Below are 16445 nucleotides of genomic sequence, written 5' to 3' on the forward strand. Positions count from 1 at the left end.
GCCGGGCGGGCTGCGCGAGAGCGCGGCCCGCCCGTTTCTGTGAGCATCGTGTCGGGGAAGATTCCCTGCTTAGCGAGTGCCTTCCAGGTAATCGGCGTCAGACGGCAGCTTCACGCCCGCGTGGCGCAGGTGTTCCAGGTGCGGCTCGACCGAGGAGAGATACGGGGCGAGAACGGGATTCGCGTCCGGATCCATGAAGGAGTCGACGTAGTCCTCAAGCGGGAACTGTGTGGCGAACAGAGTCTGACGCAGTTCGAGGCTATTGACTGACTCGACGACCATTGTCGGGTCGGTGGCGCTCGTGTATCGCTTGACTCGCGGCCACCGCGTGTCCGCGATCGTCCACTGCTGCGGTGAGGGAGCCTCACCCGGGATCACGATGGGGCGTTGGCGCAGCCGTGCGCGACGCAGCGCACCGACCTGGGTGACCAGCACGTAGCTGGCCAGCGTCTCGTTGCGCGTGTCCATGGTGAACCGCCAGCTTGGGTGACGTTCGGACCAGCTGAAACGGTAGTAGCCCGACATCTCCCAGACGGTGAAGAAATCGGTGTTGTAGGTCGAGAACGAATACCCGTACCCGTATCCCTGCTGGAAGTCGGCTTTAGCGACGGAAGTATCCGAACAGATCTTTCCAATCAATTCTTCCAATTTCCCCAACATGCTCGGAGACTCCTTCGATGATGTTCTGCGTGATGAGCTCGTCGATCGTCATGGGCGCCCAGCCGCCGATCATGACTTTTTCGATGATTCGCACCTGTGGGACCTGCCCGTGGGAACCCATGTCCTCGTCGAGCAGGCAGATCTCGATGGCGACGTCCTCGGGCAACGGGTTTTCGGTGAAGCGGAACTGGCGGTACAGCTCGTTGTAGTTGGCGGGTGGACCCGATCGGAACTCCGAGGGAAAGATCAACCCCTTGATGATGGGCGTCAGGTTGCGCGCCCCGACGTGCCCGATGTGGTCCAGGCCCTCGATGTCGAAGGCTTCGATGAACTCGTCTTTGTCGCGGAAATAGCGGTTGGTTCCCGGGATTTCGCCGTGGTCGCGGTCGTCGCGCCATACCGGACAGATTGTGCCGGGCTGCGAGAAACGCGAGCGCATCCAGTCGGCCGTCGACCGAATGTGAGGGTCGGTGCCTTCGGCCATTTGGAGTTCCATGGCGCCGGTCACGTCAGCTCCGCACCGGTAGCGCTCTCCGAGGCCCTGCGCCGCGTTGGGCAGTACGTCGCCTGGGCCGGGTCCACGCGTGGGAAAAATGTGTGTCTGATGGACGGTGCGCCGCTTGTCGTCGGGCGAAGGAGTCTCTAGTTGCATCGGAACTCACTCCTCTTTCTCGGTGCAGGCGCGGGGGATGGGATCGGTGGGGCCGAGGCCTCGGCCGGCGGGAGGGGAATCGGCGGTTCGGCGCCCGGTGCAGGGACGTCGGCGGGAGTCACGCTGTCCTGTGGTTCTGTGGCTGGCGGCGGGGGGATCGGGGGTTCGGCGGCCGAGGCCTCAGCCCGCTTCTCCTCCTCGGCGTCTTCGGTTTCTTCAGTAGCGTCGTCCTTGACGGGCGTGGGCACGGGCTCCTGGTACATCGCCAGCTCGATGGCGTCGACGATCGGGCACACGATCTTGTTGAAGCCCTCGTAGTCGAGGTCGCGCAGGTCGTCGTTGCCGCACCGAATACGCAGGTTGATGAAGTGCACCTGGTTGTAGAAGATGATGATCATCGGTTCTTTGACCACCACGGACTCGCCGGCGATCCCGATGCTTCGAGCCTCGGGGATGGAGAGCACGTCGGCGCGGGACTCGAGCTTGACGGACTGATCGTCCACGAAGATCGTGATGTCCGCAAAATACTCGAAGGCGGCGTAGACCGCCTGGAGCATCATCTCCCACGAGACTCGGTTCGTGAGGGTAAAGGTGGACAGGAGCCAGCCGCCGTCCTCGTGATGCCCTTCCAGGTGCATGCCTGTGTTCCTCTCGCTTCCGGGGGTGCGTTCGGGGCTCAGCCCTTCGGCAGCGTGGCCGGCGGGACGTGCATCATGATCTCGATGGAGTCCATGAACTGGCACATCGACTTGTTGAACTTCTCGTAGTCGGTGGTCTGGAATTCCTCGTTGACCCGGCCGATCGCGACGTTGACGAACGGCTTTTGGTTGAAGAACGTCAGCATGATCGGCGCCTTGAGGATGGGGGACATGCCTCGGATCATGACGCTGGAAGCCTCGTGAATGGCCAGCAGATCCTCGGGCGCGGACAAATGGAGGGGCTCGCCGTCGACCTGCACTTCGGCGTCCTCGATGTAGGGGTAGACCCCACGCACGCCCTGGGTCAGTTTCTCCCACGGCACGCGGTACGTGAGGTTGAAGCTGGATCGGATCCAGCCCGGTTCTTCGGTGAGACCTGCCAGCAGCATGGGGAATCCTTCGAGTCATTGAGGATGTCTGTGTGGTCGGCATCCTATCAGAGCGGTTGGCTCGCCCAGCATGAGGGAATCGTCAGCGCGCGGCGTCGATTGCCGCCTTCGCTGTCTTCAGGTCGACGCCGGTACGGTCCCGGTAGGCCTTGATGGCGTTGAGGACCCTGCCCTCGGCGATCATCTGGAGTTCGGCGGCGCTCAGCTCCGGGAACGAGGCCGTGGTCGGGTTGGGTGCACCGGCTGGGAAGGCAGGAACTGAGGCCTGCGGTACTGCCGCCTCGGGAGAGGGGAAGGATGATCCGGCGAGGGCCGCGACCCCGGCGTCCGCGTAGGCGGCGCGCAGTCGCGCCTCGAGGGTCGCGACCTGTTCCTTGAGTCGCTGGTTCTCGGCGCGCAGCTCCTCGATTTCGGATGCCTGACCAAACCACTTACCCACGTGTTGCCTCCTGAAATAGATCATCGTGAAGGCTTTCATCCTACCTGTCTTCGCCGGCGCGCTGACGACGAGCTCCCCGCGGAGAATGTGTAGGTTCGGGGGTACCCCGCCCCGGCCTCGTCAATGACGACGCGCGGACTGTGCGCGACAACGCGCCGTGACCGGCGGAACAAGCCGCCCGCCGTGCCTGGCCCGGTAAAATAGCGAAGACACTGCGAGCAGCGGAGGAAACATGGCAGGCGAATCGTTCTTCGGGCAAGACCCCACCCACGAGGACCAGCAGGGCGGCATCCCGGCCGACCTGATCCCGTACCTGGAAGCGGCCGACGAGGTCGAGGACACCGAGGCGGGGGAGGGCACCGACCCTCAGGCTGAGGAGAGCGAACGCGAGGCCGCGCTGCGCGCCCTCGTCGAGCACTCGCTGCTGGTGGGCCCCGACCCCTCCGTCCTCGCCGAGATTGAGGGTGAGGTGGACGAGGACTTCGCCGACGACGCCGTCGAGGCACGCGACGAGCGCGCCTCCCACGAGGCCGCGCTGGCGAAGGCCGAGGAGGACGTTGCGCTGGATGCCCGCGTGCAGGAGATCTACCAGTCCATCGTCGCGCGCGCACCCGAGCACGACATTGATCCCACGCTCGATCGCGTGACGCTCGCCTTGGACATCCTGGGCGACCCGCAGAACTCCTACCCGTCGATCCACATCACGGGTACGAACGGCAAGACCTCCACGTCGCGCATGATCGACTCGCTCCTTACTGCTTTCGGCATGAAGACGGGCCGCTTCACGAGCCCGCACCTGCTCGACGTGCGCGAACGCATCTCGCTCGAGGGCCACCCGATCACGCGCGAGGGCTTCGTGCGCGCATGGGAGGACATCGAGCCATACGTCGGCATGGTGGACGAGCGCAGCGCGCAGGAGGGCGGCCCTCGCCTGTCCTTCTTCGAGGTGTTCACGATCATGGCGTACGCGGCCTTCGCCGACTATCCGGTCGACGCCGCCGTCGTCGAGGTCGGCATGGGCGGGCGCTGGGACGCCACGAACGTCATCGACGCGGGCGTCTCCGTTATCACCCCGATCGCCTTGGACCACACGAAGTGGCTCGGCTCCACGATCGAGGAAATCGCGCGCGAAAAAGCCGGCATCATCAAGCCCGGCCAGGTCGTCGTCATCATGGCGCAGGAGGAGGAAGTCCTCGACATCCTCCTCGAGCAGGCGCGCTCCGTCGACGCGATCGCCCGCGTCGAGGGCCGCGACTTCGAGGTCGTGGATCGTCAGATGGGCGTCGGCGGCCAGATGGTCACGATCCGCACGCCCTCCGCGGTCTACGAGGACGTGTTCGTCCCGCTGTTCGGCCAGTATCAGGCGCACAACGCGGCGGCGGCCCTCGTCGCCGTCGAGGCCTTCATGGGTGGACGCGGCCTGGACGGCCGCATCGTCGAGCAGGGCCTCATGAACGCCTCCAGCCCGGGACGCATGCAGGTCGTGCGTCATTCGCCCACGATCATCGTGGACGCCGCGCACAACCCCGCGGGTGCGGCCACCCTGCGCGAGGCCGTGGAATCCTCCTTTGGGTTCGCGCGGATCGCGGGCGTGTACGCGGCGATGGGGGACAAAGACGTCGAGGGCGTCCTGTCCGAGGTCGAACCCTTCATCGATCACCTCGTCGTCACGCAGATGCCGGGCGAGCGCGCGGCTGACATCGCGCGTCTGGCCGAGATCGCTGAGGAGGTCTTCGGTCCTGACCGGGTAGACGTGCGCGAGTCGCTGGCCGACGCGGTCGATCGTGCAGCCGAGATCGCCGAGGCCGGGGCCGAGCCTGCGGATCGTAGCGGAGTTCTCGTGTTTGGCTCGGTCATGCTCGCCGGGGAAATGCTGGCCCTCGCCGGTCACAGCCCCCGCTAGGATGGAACCCAACCAGAGCGGCCGCATCGTGGCGGCCGCCACGGTTGGGATTTCGTGCTCAAAGGTGGCACGATTGATCACGCATACAAGTACAGATGAGCAATGTGCAAGGAGGCATTATGAAGAAGCTCGTCAATGACGTCCACGCCGTCGTCCGCGAAACCCTCGAAGGTTTCGCCCTGGCCCACCCCGACCTCGTCGATGTCCATTACTCGCCCGACTTCGTGACCCGTCACGTCCCCAAGGCTGAGGGCAAGGTAGGCCTCGTCTCCGGTGGTGGATCCGGACACGAGCCCCTGCACGCGGGCTTCGTCGGCGAAGGCATGCTGGATGCGGCCGTGCCCGGCGCGGTCTTTACCTCGCCCACCCCCGACCCGATCCTGGAGGCCACGAAGGCCGCCGACCACGGCGCGGGCGTGCTGCACATCGTCAAGAACTACACGGGCGACGTCCTCAACTTTGAGACCGCCGCCGAGCTGGCCGACATGGAGGACATCAAGGTTTCGTCGGTCGTCGTCAACGACGACGTGGCCGTCGAGGACTCCCTCTACACGGCGGGGCGTCGCGGCGTCGCCGGAACGATCTTCGTGGAGAAGATCGCGGGTGCTGCCGCCGAGCGCGGCGACTCCCTGGAGGAGGTTACCCGCATTGCCACCAAGGTCAACGACCAGACCCGCTCCATGGGCCTGGCCCTGGGCCCCTGCACGGTGCCCCACGCCGGCAAGCCCTCCTTCGACCTGGGCGAGGATGAGATTGAGCTGGGCATCGGCATCCACGGCGAGCCCGGATACCGCCGCGGTGCCATGGAGACCGCGGACAGTCTCGTCGCCGAACTCTACGAGCGCGTGCGCGAAGACCTGGGCCTCGCCGAAGGCGAGCGCGTCGTGGCCCTCGTCAACGGCATGGGCGGCACCCCCGTCTCCGAGCTCTACATCTGCTTCCGCGCCCTCGCCGCCCTGCTGAAGAAGGACGGCATCAAGATTGCCCGCCAGATGGTCGGCAACTACGTCACCAGCCTGGAGATGCCCGGAGTCTCCGTGACCCTCATGCGCGCCGACGACGAGCTCCTCGAGCTCTTCGATGCGCCCGTGAACACGGTCGCCTGGAAGTAAGCAACGAGGCAGGACAAGGAGAAACACGATGAGCCTAGATGCAGCGTGGGCACGCCGGTGGATCGAACTGGCAGCGGCCGATGTGGCCGAACAGCGGGACTACCTGGTGGACCTGGACCGAGCCATCGGAGATGGCGACCACGGCGAGAACATGGACCGCGGCTTCAAGGCCGCCGTCGAGGCCCTGGGCCAGGCCCAGCCGGGCAGCGTCGCCGAGGTACTCAAGACGGTTGCCAAGACCCTCATGTCCACGGTCGGCGGCGCCGCCGGGCCCCTGTACGGGACCGCGTTCCTGCGCGCATCGAAGGCCGCCGGTGACGGTGAACTCGACGGCGCGGGCGTGGCAGCGGTAATCGCGGGCGCGCTCGATGGAATCCAGGCGCGAGGCAAGGCCACCACGGGCGAAAAGACCATGGTGGACGCGTGGACTCCGGCCCTCGAGGCCGCCCGCGCGGCCGCCGAGTCCGGTAGCGATGGCGCAGCCGTCCTCGAGGCCGCTGCCACCGCCGCCGAGGCCGGAGCCGCCGCGACGGAACCCCTGCGGGCCACGAAGGGACGCGCCTCCTACCTGGGCGAACGCTCCATCGGACACCTCGACCCGGGCGCCGTGTCCACCTCCCTCATCCTGCGCGCCGCCGTGCGCGCGGCGGGCGAGGCCGGCGCAGCATGAGCGTGCGCGTCTCCTTCGTCATCGTCTCCCACTCGGCCTCCCTGGCCAAAGGAGTCTGCGAGCTGGCCGCCCAGATGGCCCCCGACGTGCACTTTGAGGCCGCCGGGGGCACGGACGACGGCCGCATCGGCACCTCCTACGACCTCGTCGAGACGGCCCTCGAGGCCGCCCTTGCTGCCGTGGACGGGGAGGGAAGCGGCGTCATCGTCCTGACCGACCTCGGCTCGGCCACGATGACCGTCGAATCCGTCATCGACATGAGCGACGAGCCCGAGCGCGTGCGCTTCGTCGACACCTGCCTCGTCGAAGGAGCCGTCGCCTCCTCCGTGCGGGCCCAGCTCGGCGAAGACCTCGACCAGGTCGCCGATGTCGCAGCCGCCCTGGCCCCCCGCGTGGACGACGTGCCCGCCCAGGAGGCGCCCAGACCCGCTCCCGCGAAGCTCAGCGGGGCAGGGGGAGGGTCCCCGGCCTCGTCGATGTGGGCGCAGGGGGACGCGGTCGTTGCAGACCCCGTCGGCCTGCACGCGCGACCCGCCGCCGCCTTCGTGCGCCTGGCGGGCACCTTCGACGCCGAGGTCACCGTCAACGGGGCGGACGGCGGGTCGGTCCTGGAGCTCATGGCCCTGGGTATTACCCAAGGTCAGAGCGTCCACATTGAGGCCAATGGGGCAGACGCCACAGCGGCGGTTGCGGCCCTGACAGATATGCTGGAAAGCGCAACTGAGCAACCCTCATCATCAAAGGAGACAATGTGAGCGCTAAGAGTGTTCTGCTGGAGCCCCAGCACCTTCTCGACCCCACCCTGGAGCACACCCTCATCGTCGTGAAGCCCGACGGCTACGCCCGCGGTCTGACCGGTGAGATCCTGCGCCGCATCGAGGCCAAGGGCTACACGATCAAGGGCCTCAAGCTCATGATCGCCTCCCGCGAGCTGCTCGCCGAGCACTACGCCGACCACAAGGACAAGCCCTTCTTCGAGGGCCTCCTGGAGTTCATGAGCTCCGGCCCGGTCGTCGCCATCATCGTCGAAGGCCAGCGCGTCGTCGAGGGCATGCGCGTCCTCATGGGCTCGACCGACCCGACGACGGCCCCTGCGGGCACGATCCGCGGTGACCTGGGTCGCGCATGGAACAGCCCCCACATGGAGAACCTGATCCACGGCTCGGACTCTGTGGACAACGCAACGCGCGAAATCTCCCTGTGGTTCCCTGAGATTTACTGACTCGCGGCTAACCTGCAAGGGTGTACCTCAAGAACCTGACGCTGCGGGGCTTTAAGTCCTTCGCCAGTGCGACCACGCTCGTCCTCCAACCGGGCATCACGTGCGTCGTCGGCCCCAACGGGTCGGGTAAATCCAACGTCGTCGACGCGCTCGCCTGGGTCATGGGCGAGCAGGGTGCCCGCGCGCTGCGCGGCGGGCAAATGGCGGACGTGATTTTCGCGGGGACATCTGGGCGCGCGGCGTTGGGGCGCGCCCAGGTGGACCTGACGATCGATAACACTGACGGGTTGCTCGACATCGAGTATTCCGAGGTGACGATCAGCCGCACCCTGTTCCGCGGGGGCGGCTCCGAATACTCCATTAACGGCACTCCGGCGAGGCTGCTGGACGTGCAGGAGCTCCTCTCCGACACGGGCATGGGCCGTCAGATGCACGTCATCGTCGGCCAGGGACAGCTCGACGCGATTCTGTCCTCTACGCCCGAGGAGCGTCGCGGGTTCATCGAAGAGGCCGCGGGAGTCCTCAAGCATCGCCGGCGTAAGGAACGCGCGCTCAAGAAGCTGGCCGACATGGACGCGAACCTCGTGCGCGTCCTGGACCTGACCAACGAGATTCACCGCCAGCTGGGTCCCCTGGCCCGCCAGGCGCGGGTTGCTCGTCGCGCGTCCCTCATTCAGGCGCGCGTACGCGACGCGAAGGCCCGCCTGCTCGCCGACGACCTCGCGTCGGCTCTGTCGAAGCTGTCCGTGCTCGAGGCTTCGGACGAGTCTGCCGCCGCGCGCCGGTCGTCACTCGAGGAGCAGATTGCTGCCGCGCGCGCCGAACTCGCGCGCCTGGAGGATGCGGAACGCGCGTCCTCGCCCGCGCTTGAGCAGGCATCCTCCGACTGGCAGGCGCTCACCACGATCACCGAACGCCTGCGCGGCACGCTCATGGCTGCGACTCAGAAGGTTGCGTTGCGGGCGACCCCCGAGCTGCCACCGGGCGGCGAGGATCCCAACGTGCTCGACGAGCGCGCCCGCGTCGCCGGCGCCGAGGACGCAGCCCTGGCCGGCCAGGTCGAAGCCGCGCGCTCCGCACTGACGTCCGCGACTCGTGCGCGCGAGGCCGCCGAGGACGCCGACGATTCCGCGTCCCGCGAGCTTGCCCGCGTCAACCGCGTCATCGCCGATCACCGCGAGAAGGTCGCGCGCCTGACGGGGGACGCCTCCACTGCCGCTTCTCGCTTGGAGGCCGCGATTGCCGAGGCCGACCGCGCGTGGAGCGCATACCGCGCGGCTCAGGAGCGTGCCGAGGCCGCCGAGAAGGCCGTGCCCGCTTCGTCTGTGGGCTCCGTTGGCGTGGACGCTTCTGTCGCTGAGGGAGCCACGCCCGAGGAAGAAGCAGACGGGGGAGCGGCCCGCGCGCACGCCGAGGCCTCAGCCCGGCGCGACGCCGCACGCGCCCGCATGGACGAGCTGCTCGGCGTCGAGCGCGAGGCCCGAGCCGACCGCGCGCGCTGGGAGGCGCGTCGTGACGCGCTCGAGCAGTTGCTGGCCCCCGAGGATGGCACCGCAGAGCTGCTGGGACGTCCCGGCGTGCTCGGCCAGGTCGCGCCCCTCCTGCACGTCACGCCTGGTTTCGAGGACGCCGTCGCCGCCGCGCTCGCCCCCTTCGCCGATGCCGTCGTCGTCGACTCCTTGGCCCGAGGCCTGGGCGAGCTGGACGCTGCCCGCGCGGCAGGGCGCTCGCTGCGGTTGGTTGTGGCATCTGATTCTTCCGGTCCTTCCGACGGTCCCGCGGATGGGATCAGCGAGGCCGTCCGCGCCGATCTGCCCGAGGGTGCGACGTGGCTTGCCAACGTCATCGCCTGCGAGGGGGCCGCAGCTCCGCTCGCGTCCCTGCTGGACGGGGTTGTCGCATGCTCCCTTGAGGCCGCCGCTGACGTGCTGGACGTGCCCGGCGTGCGCGCCGTTGTCACGTCGGGCGGCGACGTGCTGCGCTCGTGGTCGGTGGAGGGTGGCCGCCAGGCCTCCTCCGTGCTCTCCGTGCGCGCCGACTACGAGGAGGCGTGCGCGCAGGCCGAGGCCGCCCAAGCCCGCATGGCCGAGGTCTCCGAGCAGCTCAGCGAGGCAAACGCGAACCTGGACCGCTGCATCCGCGAGGCAAACGACGCCCTGAAGGCCCTGCGCGAGGAAGACGCGCAGCGCGCCAAGGAAGCCCAGGAGCTGGCCCGCGCCCAGTCGGCCGCGCAGGCCGCCCGAGCTGAGGCCGAGCGCGCCCACGACGTGGCACGCCGCGCCGACGAGCAGGTCACGTGGGCCCGCGAGCAGGACGACGCCGCACGCGCACGCCTCGACGGCGCCGACACTGTCGGCCCGCCCGAATCCCTCGAAGACGCCCAGGCCCGCGCGGACGCAGCCTCCCGCGCCGCACGCGAGGCCCGCGAGGCCGAAAACGAGGCACGCCTATCACTGCGAGCCCTCGAAGAGCAATCGCGGCGTGCCGCCTCCCGCGCCCGCTCCCTGCGACAAGCAGCCGCCGCCGAGCGCGAGGAGCGCGCCCGTTACGCCCGGCGCGAGGCCGCGCGCAAGACGGAGCTGGCCACGGCCTCGGACGTGGAGGCAGCCGCGCGCGTGGCCTTGGAGGCCGCAGAGCGAGCCCTGTCCCGGGCTGCCGCCGAGCGTGACCGCCTGAGTGAGCGGCGCTCCCAGGTCTCCCAGGAGGTCTCGGACGCCCGCCGCGCCCTGGACCGGCTGAGCGCGGAGCTGTCGGAGGCCACGGCCTCGGCCCACCAGGGGCAGATCGCCGCCGAACAGACGCGCCTGCGCGTCGAGGACCTGCAGCGGCGCGCCCTCGAGGAGCTGTCCCTCGAACCCGAGCAGCTGCTCGCCGAGTTTGGCCCGGACACGCTGGTGCCGATGCTGCCGCTCGACCCCGACCAGGTTGAGAAGGCTGCGGCCGCCGAGCCGAGCGCGTACGTGCGCGCCGAGCAGGAGCGAGCGCTCGCCAAGGCGCAGAAGGATCTGGAGAAGCTGGGGCGTGTGAACCCGCTGGCGCTCGAGGAGCACGAGGCACTGGCATCGCGGCACAAGTTTCTTGTGGACCAGGTCCAGGACCTCAAAGCTTCGAAAGCGGACCTGCTGCGCATCGTGCAAGACGTGGATCGCCTGGTGGAGGAGGCCTTCGCGTCGGCGTTCACCGAGACGCGCGAGCAGTTCGAGCACGTGTTCGGCGTGCTGTTCCCGGGCGGCCAGGGCGAACTCGTGCTCACCGACCCGGACGACATGCTCACGACCGGCATCGAGATCGAGGCTCGGCCCGCGGGCAAGAAGGTGAAGCGCCTGTCGCTGCTGTCGGGCGGCGAGCGTTCCCTGGCCGCGATCGCGTTCCTGGTCGCGATCTTCAAGGCGCGCCCGTCCCCGTTCTACGTCATGGACGAGGTCGAGGCTGCCCTGGATGACATGAACCTGACACGCCTGCTGGCGATTTTCAAGGAGTTGCAGGAGACCTCGCAGCTGATTGTCATCACGCACCAGAAGCGCACGATGGAGATCGCGGACGCCCTCTACGGCGTCACGATGCGCGATGGCGTCACGACGGTGGTCTCCCAGCGCCTCGCGGACTAGGGGAGTGCTCCTCGTGTGGAAAAGCCGTTGCTTCTACACGCGATGAGAACGCCTTCAAAGAAAATGATGACAGAAATATTCGGACCCGAGAGGAGAGGGCTATGAGCAAGAAGCAAGAGGGGACCTACCATCTTGCAGGAGGAATGACGGTCACCGATGCCGACCTTGAAGCGGATGCTCAGCGCTTCGAAGCGGGCGAATGCGACGGAGCGTGGAAGGTTCTCCCTGGGCGTCCGCAGCTCTTCGGCGAGGACACGATGCCGGTCGGCACGCGCCTGCCCGAATCCCTAGTCCGAGAGCTCGACAAGGTGGCAGGGGAACTCGGTCAGACCCGCAGCGAGCTTGTGCGTCGTTTCATTTCTGACGGCTTGCTAGCACTGAAGACATAAGGTTATGGGAGAGCGACCGCCAGTGCGTGGCTACAGATCCTTCTCGTTATATAAAATCCGGATGGACGCATAAGGCGGCAGTGTCCTCGGCTTGGAAAACATGCGTGGAGGCATACTCCCTTCGGCAACAAGCGTGTCGCCATCATCTTGGACTTGACGCCCAGTTCCAATCGCAGTGGTCCCTGCCGCCTTTTGAATATGATCACGGGCCGCTCCGAAAAAGTGGCTAACACCTAGTCGACCTGTGAGCGCGATGCTGGCGCGTCCACATTGAAATCGTCGCGGTGGATGAATTCATCGGTTTCAAGTACGTTGGTGCCGAGGATCTCCCTAGCGCAAGGGCGGGCATGGACCCTTTCCACGTGGTGCACAGCGCGGGGATTGCTGTCGAAAAGTACCGCAGACGCACCGGGAAGAATCACTTTCGACGTGGGCGGGCCAAGGATCCCCTGTAGAAGGCACGCAGGAAGCTATATGCCAGGTTGTGCCAGCTCTCGCTACGTCAACAACACCAGCACTCGACTCGTTTGCCAGCGATGAGCATGTCGCCCTAGAAGCTGCCGCAAGCGCATAACAGCGCATGGCCGACAGACGCCTACCACGAGCCAGCCCCGCGCGCGGGGAAGGCACTAATGCGAACCGAAACTAACACACTGGCCTTCACGCGTGTACCGTGCCACCAGGCTGAGCTCATAACGCTGGTAAAACAGTCGAAGGCCGAGCAGGTGACATCCTGGCCTACTTCGACAACACCCTTACACTTCGAAGCGCCCCGCCGAACCTATCAACGGTAGCCTCAAACACCTGTGCAGCTCCACTCTCAGATACCGAAATCTTAGCCCCTACATCATCCGAACGCTCGTCGAAATCGGCCGATTCAAACCCCAACTGTGTCCAATTATGAAGCGCCCTATTGGGGCTCACAATAATGACTAAGCTGTGAAAGCAACTAATCTCGCTGAGAAGTCTTTGGGGTCGCGGCGAAAATGTGTAAAAATCGTGGTGCTGCGGACAAAAAGGTAATAAGATTAGCGTTTCTATATTATGAACGTTGAATTCCTTCAAGAATAATGTTGTCGAGCTCCTCTACAAAGGCAATTGCAAACTCGGGATAGTTGAGCACTGTCCTCAGTGAAGCCTGCTGAGAGTCTCCGTGAGCAATTTTGTTTCGAAGTGTGACTAAATTGCTGAGAACTTCTCGGTTGGTGTTAATTCCATTCATGGATACGTTAGATAAGTGTGTCGAGAGATCCTCTCTCCATTTGCCAGAGTATGCTTCGAGGCGTGATTCGAGAGTCCTTGGCCAAGGGTTTCGACCTTGGCCATGAGTAGATGCAATGAAAGATTGAATGTTGGGGCTTGATTGGATTTTGGCGTAATGTTCTAGTAGGCTCTCAAATGCGTACTCAATGTATCCGCAGGATCTGATAACGATTAAGGCGGATAGCGCCTCGGTCTCTTCTGGTTTAAGTGAGCTTGTGTTGGCATATGAGAGTAGCCCGCGAAGGGTTCGCTTTCTGTCTGCTATTCTTTGAAGTATTGTTGCTGCCATGGGCTTACAAGGTTGTTTCGAGGGTTTGTTGGAAAGTGTTATCGGCGATTGTACGGCGCGTTGTTGCAGCCTGCAGGTTTGCTGTCGCAACGCTCGTGGCATTTTGGAATGCCTGATCCTGCCGAAGAAGATTAACCCAATTATTGATGACTTCCGCGGAGACGTTACTATCTGGCATGGCAATGAAATGGCGAGTGAGTGTCGATAATACAGCCTCTGCATCAGCGGCGTTTACCAGAGTGCTCGATCGTCTGAATCCATCTGATCCCATTGAAGACGCGAGTGTATTGATTGCTATCTTCAGTGCGGATATGGCCGCTTTGCTTGCTTCGGTTGATAAGTCGCTATAGTTCTCAGCGGCTTGGTTGAGAAAGCCTTTAAGTGGTGGTGCATACTTTTCACCCTCCATTGAAAAGGCAAAAATGCGGAGAAGTAGTTCGTGATCGCGTTTTCGAGTCGGAGTATTTCCGTAAAGTGTGCGCCAGCTATGGTCGTTGCAAATCGAATCTAATTCCCTAAATAGTTGCCCAGAGAATAGTGCAATTCTGATTTCGTGTGGAGTTAGGAATGTGCCACCTGTGTTCAGTCGCTCGAATAGTGAATATACTGCGCTGAGTGTGTGGGGGTCATTATTTGCCTCAATAATTGTACCCTGCATGTATGTGTCGTCAAGTGCGCGTCGAAGATAGGCAGGGAGTGTCTCGATCGTGAGTCCCCTGAAGTTCTCAGTAACATTATCGAGTTTGAATGCTGCAGGCCTTTTTCCGCGCATATACTTTCCGGAGTAGAATGCTTGGAGCGTTCGCAATCGTTGTTGTCCGTCGAGGACTAGGAGCTTGTTGTCTCGGCTCTGGCGTACAAGGAAGATGCCGGGGAGTGGGTATCCAAGGAGGATTGACTCGATGAAGCGATCCATCTGACTCTTTTTCCAGACGTAGTCTCTTTGGAACCTTTCGGTCGTGAGATCATCGGCATCATAATCGCTTGAAGGAATAATGATGTGGCCGCTATCCAAGCGGCTAATGAGGCTGTCTACAGTGAAGTCTTGTGTTCTATAACTTAGTTCGACGTCGCCTGGTGCAATATTTTCGTTAATCTGCGCTTCTTCGTCTTCTGTGAGAAGGGGGCTGTAGTTTTTCTCGTTTTCGTTGAGTTCGCTAACCAATGTGACTCCTACGTCGTTGTGATGGGTGTGAAGTCTCGTTGTGTAACATTGTTGGATAGGTTGGACCTGTCAAACAATGGTTGATCTGAGATTTGAACACTCTTCGTTAGTTTACACTATCACTTAGTTTAGGGATCTGCCTAGTGGTGTCAAGTCAGAGCGGAGAACTTGTGAGTGCGGTCTTGTTGTGAGTTGGAGTCCATGCAGCACCTCGCCCAGCTTTGTGGTGCAAAAAGGGGTGACGTTCTCGTGTCATTTGTCTGGACGTAATGGCATAGGGCGGTGTCATAGGGTGTGAGCAATTTTCGTGTAGTGGTGATGCTGTTTGGTGGCTGATCGTGGGGTGTCGTCGGATGCTTGGAGTCGAGGATCGTGCGGCGATCATGGCGGGGGTGAATGTGGGCTTGTCCAAAACGCGCATCGCTCACTTGATTGGGCGTAGCCCCTCGGTCGTGTGCCGTGAGATCGCCCGCCATACGGGCCCTGACGGGCAGTACCGGGCCGAGGAGGCCGACAAGGCGGCCCGCGATGGAGGGGGATATGAATTTACTGGCGTGTATCGGGTCATATATAGGGGTCTGTTGCTGCGTCATGACGGCGGTGTCTCAGCGCCTGACGAACTAGGGGAGTGTGCCGTCACGCGTCGCTGATAGCCTTAACGCATGGTGGAACGATGCGACGCACATGAGTGGGACCAAGGCGACAGCTTCGACAATGGCGTTGACTGGGCAGCTTTCGGTGAGCTGAGGACTCGATGCGATGACGTCAGGGAATCGTGGTGCACGGACGCCGATATCTACGACGAGAAAGGTGCTCCGGCCGCGTTCGATGAACAAAGCATGACTGCCCACGAGGCATGTGAGACCGGTGTCTATCATCTTGCGGGTGGTTGCGTCGTCACCGATGCTGATCTTGAGGCAGACGCGGCGCGCTTTCAGGATGGAGAGTGCACCGGTGAGTGGAGGATCGTATAGGAATCGCTATTCGTATAGCACTATGAAGAGCCAGTTACGCGCGTGCCAGCTGAGAGATTCTGGACCGGGAAACGCCCATGATCCAGGCAGTATCGTCAATGGACAGGCCTGAGGCGCGCAGTGAACGAGCGACCTCGCGGGATTGAGCAGCAGCGGCTGCCTGGGCATCAATGGCATCTTGAGTCGCAGCCTTTGCTTCTTTGACGGACTGTGCCTGTGGGATAGCTGGAATGATGGTGATATCCCAGTCCCGGTGGTTGACATCTGGGTCAATCGTGTCCAGGTAATCGATCACTTGCTGTCGGGCGTCGGAAAGGCGTCGGACCTGCGTCATTGCATGGTCGTCGTTTAGGAGCTCCCAGCCACCACCGAGTTTGCTCTCCCACCGCTGGGCGGTGACGATAATGCTCGTCATTTCTGTTTGCTCCTTTCGATAGCCTCAAGGGCTTGTCGTGTTAATGCGGGCGACACTTCGCGGGTCTGTGTAATAACAACTGTGATACCGTCCTTCGACCAGACCTCGTGATCCCCTTTTCCTTGGCGGGCGACGAAGCCAGCCTTGAGGAGCTCTCGCTTCAGCTTGCGGTATGGCATTGGTCGCGTCATGACGCAAGTTTAGTCCCCCTTAACTCGTTGGGCAATGCGATTGCGGTGATTGCTCGGTAGGTAGGGGTTGGCTGTCCTGCGAAACGCGGGCGGGGACCCGTTGGTCCCCGCCCGCGCCTGCAAGCCGTGCGTCCCGCCGCTGCGGGAGGCTCGCTCTCAGTCGTTCATGAAATGACGCTCGTCCAGGATCTGTGCGCCGCCACCCACCAGTGAGGGCAGGTGCTCGTTTGCGTGGTGACCGCAGAAGTAGAGCTGGCCACCCGAAGGCATCGTCGCACGAACCCAGGCGCGAGCACCGCAGGCGTCGCAACGATTCGCCGCGCTGAGCTGCGGCTCGTCCAGTACGGGGCGTTCAAGAGTCTGTGCGTTCATGCTTCCATCACACACCATCACCCCGCCCCGCGCA

The 16445-nt window shown here is 63.7% G+C and carries 19 protein-coding genes; 9 read left to right on the top strand and 10 right to left on the bottom strand.

Going from position 1 to position 16445, the window contains the following annotated elements; all coding sequences use genetic code 11:
• Positions 1–69: 69 nt before the first annotated feature.
• The 5 genes from FOC40_RS05250 to FOC40_RS05270 all read right to left on the bottom strand — a co-directional run bounded on the left by FOC40_RS05250 (position 70) and on the right by FOC40_RS05270 (position 2838).
• On the bottom strand, positions 70–660 hold the full coding sequence (locus FOC40_RS05250) for a hypothetical protein (RefSeq protein WP_039929746.1): 591 nt from the start codon (positions 658–660) through the stop codon (positions 70–72).
• Positions 602–1144: a hypothetical protein gene (locus FOC40_RS05255; RefSeq protein ID WP_231125974.1), complete on the bottom strand. Its 543-nt coding sequence runs from the start codon at positions 1142–1144 to the stop codon at positions 602–604. The genes FOC40_RS05250 and FOC40_RS05255 overlap by 59 nt, the downstream gene beginning before the upstream one ends.
• Before the next feature lie 158 nt (positions 1145–1302).
• Positions 1303–1950: a hypothetical protein gene (locus FOC40_RS05260; protein WP_003796358.1), complete on the bottom strand. Its 648-nt coding sequence runs from the start codon at positions 1948–1950 to the stop codon at positions 1303–1305.
• A 38-nt stretch (positions 1951–1988) separates the two neighbouring features.
• Positions 1989–2399 (bottom strand): hypothetical protein, encoded by a 411-nt coding sequence (locus tag FOC40_RS05265; protein WP_003796361.1) that lies wholly within the window; start codon positions 2397–2399, stop codon positions 1989–1991.
• A gap of 82 nt (positions 2400–2481) precedes the next feature.
• Complete coding sequence (locus FOC40_RS05270; protein WP_419555120.1) at positions 2482–2838, bottom strand: 50S ribosomal protein L7/L12; 357 nt, start codon at positions 2836–2838, stop codon at positions 2482–2484.
• Between the two features lie 232 nt (positions 2839–3070).
• Here FOC40_RS05270 and FOC40_RS05275 point away from each other — a divergent pair, with 232 nt between their 5' ends.
• The 8 genes from FOC40_RS05275 to FOC40_RS10875 all read left to right on the top strand — a co-directional run bounded on the left by FOC40_RS05275 (position 3071) and on the right by FOC40_RS10875 (position 12197).
• Positions 3071–4741 (top strand): bifunctional folylpolyglutamate synthase/dihydrofolate synthase, encoded by a 1671-nt coding sequence (locus tag FOC40_RS05275; RefSeq protein WP_003796366.1) that lies wholly within the window; start codon positions 3071–3073, stop codon positions 4739–4741.
• Positions 4742–4860: 119 nt separating this feature from the next.
• Positions 4861–5853, top strand: a complete 993-nt coding sequence (dhaK, locus tag FOC40_RS05280) for a dihydroxyacetone kinase subunit DhaK (RefSeq protein ID WP_039929747.1) — start codon at positions 4861–4863, stop codon at positions 5851–5853.
• Positions 5854–5881: 28 nt separating this feature from the next.
• A complete protein-coding gene (gene dhaL / locus FOC40_RS05285; RefSeq protein WP_003796369.1) occupies positions 5882–6523 on the top strand; it encodes a dihydroxyacetone kinase subunit DhaL in 642 nt (213 codons plus the stop codon).
• The gene (dhaM, locus tag FOC40_RS05290) at positions 6520–7278 is read left to right on the top strand and encodes a dihydroxyacetone kinase phosphoryl donor subunit DhaM (RefSeq protein WP_003796372.1); all 759 of its coding nucleotides are present in this window, start codon (positions 6520–6522) and stop codon (positions 7276–7278) included. Before dhaL ends, dhaM begins: the two co-directional genes overlap by 4 nt.
• Positions 7275–7745: a nucleoside-diphosphate kinase gene (gene ndk, locus FOC40_RS05295; protein ID WP_003792595.1), complete on the top strand. Its 471-nt coding sequence runs from the start codon at positions 7275–7277 to the stop codon at positions 7743–7745. The genes dhaM and ndk overlap by 4 nt, the downstream gene beginning before the upstream one ends.
• A gap of 20 nt (positions 7746–7765) precedes the next feature.
• Positions 7766–11353, top strand: coding sequence for a chromosome segregation protein SMC (gene smc / locus FOC40_RS05300; RefSeq protein ID WP_155844124.1), 3588 nt, complete (start codon positions 7766–7768; stop codon positions 11351–11353).
• Positions 11354–11454: 101 nt separating this feature from the next.
• Positions 11455–11742, top strand: coding sequence for a ribbon-helix-helix domain-containing protein (locus FOC40_RS05305; RefSeq protein WP_003796382.1), 288 nt, complete (start codon positions 11455–11457; stop codon positions 11740–11742).
• Positions 11743–12026: 284 nt separating this feature from the next.
• Positions 12027–12197: a transposase gene (locus FOC40_RS10875; protein ID WP_003796386.1), complete on the top strand. Its 171-nt coding sequence runs from the start codon at positions 12027–12029 to the stop codon at positions 12195–12197.
• Positions 12198–12784: 587 nt separating this feature from the next.
• Here FOC40_RS10875 and FOC40_RS10880 read toward each other — a convergent pair.
• Together FOC40_RS10880 and FOC40_RS05315 are read right to left on the bottom strand one after the other, a co-directional pair.
• Complete coding sequence (locus FOC40_RS10880) at positions 12785–13396, bottom strand: MAE_28990/MAE_18760 family HEPN-like nuclease (RefSeq protein WP_419555121.1); 612 nt, start codon at positions 13394–13396, stop codon at positions 12785–12787.
• Positions 13299–14459, bottom strand: a complete 1161-nt coding sequence (locus FOC40_RS05315) for a DUF262 domain-containing protein (RefSeq protein WP_003796389.1) — start codon at positions 14457–14459, stop codon at positions 13299–13301. Before FOC40_RS05315 ends, FOC40_RS10880 begins: the two co-directional genes overlap by 98 nt.
• 383 nt (positions 14460–14842) lie before the next feature.
• Here FOC40_RS05315 and FOC40_RS10675 point away from each other — a divergent pair, with 383 nt between their 5' ends.
• Positions 14843–15109, top strand: a complete 267-nt coding sequence (locus FOC40_RS10675; RefSeq protein ID WP_231126075.1) for a hypothetical protein — start codon at positions 14843–14845, stop codon at positions 15107–15109.
• Between the two features lie 358 nt (positions 15110–15467).
• On the opposite strand, the gene FOC40_RS05325 is transcribed toward FOC40_RS10675, so the two are convergent.
• From FOC40_RS05325 to FOC40_RS05335, 3 genes are all read right to left on the bottom strand, one after another.
• Positions 15468–15848, bottom strand: a complete 381-nt coding sequence (locus FOC40_RS05325) for a hypothetical protein (RefSeq protein WP_003796393.1) — start codon at positions 15846–15848, stop codon at positions 15468–15470.
• Positions 15845–16039, bottom strand: a complete 195-nt coding sequence (locus tag FOC40_RS05330; protein ID WP_165477727.1) for a type II toxin-antitoxin system HicA family toxin — start codon at positions 16037–16039, stop codon at positions 15845–15847. Before FOC40_RS05330 ends, FOC40_RS05325 begins: the two co-directional genes overlap by 4 nt.
• Before the next feature lie 156 nt (positions 16040–16195).
• A complete protein-coding gene (locus FOC40_RS05335; RefSeq protein WP_003796397.1) occupies positions 16196–16411 on the bottom strand; it encodes a DUF7455 domain-containing protein in 216 nt (71 codons plus the stop codon).
• Between the last annotated feature and the right edge of the window lie 34 nt (positions 16412–16445).

Origin of the sequence: Schaalia odontolytica (assembly GCF_009730335.1) — a bacterium.
Classification (GTDB): domain Bacteria; phylum Actinomycetota; class Actinomycetes; order Actinomycetales; family Actinomycetaceae; genus Pauljensenia; species Pauljensenia dentiphila.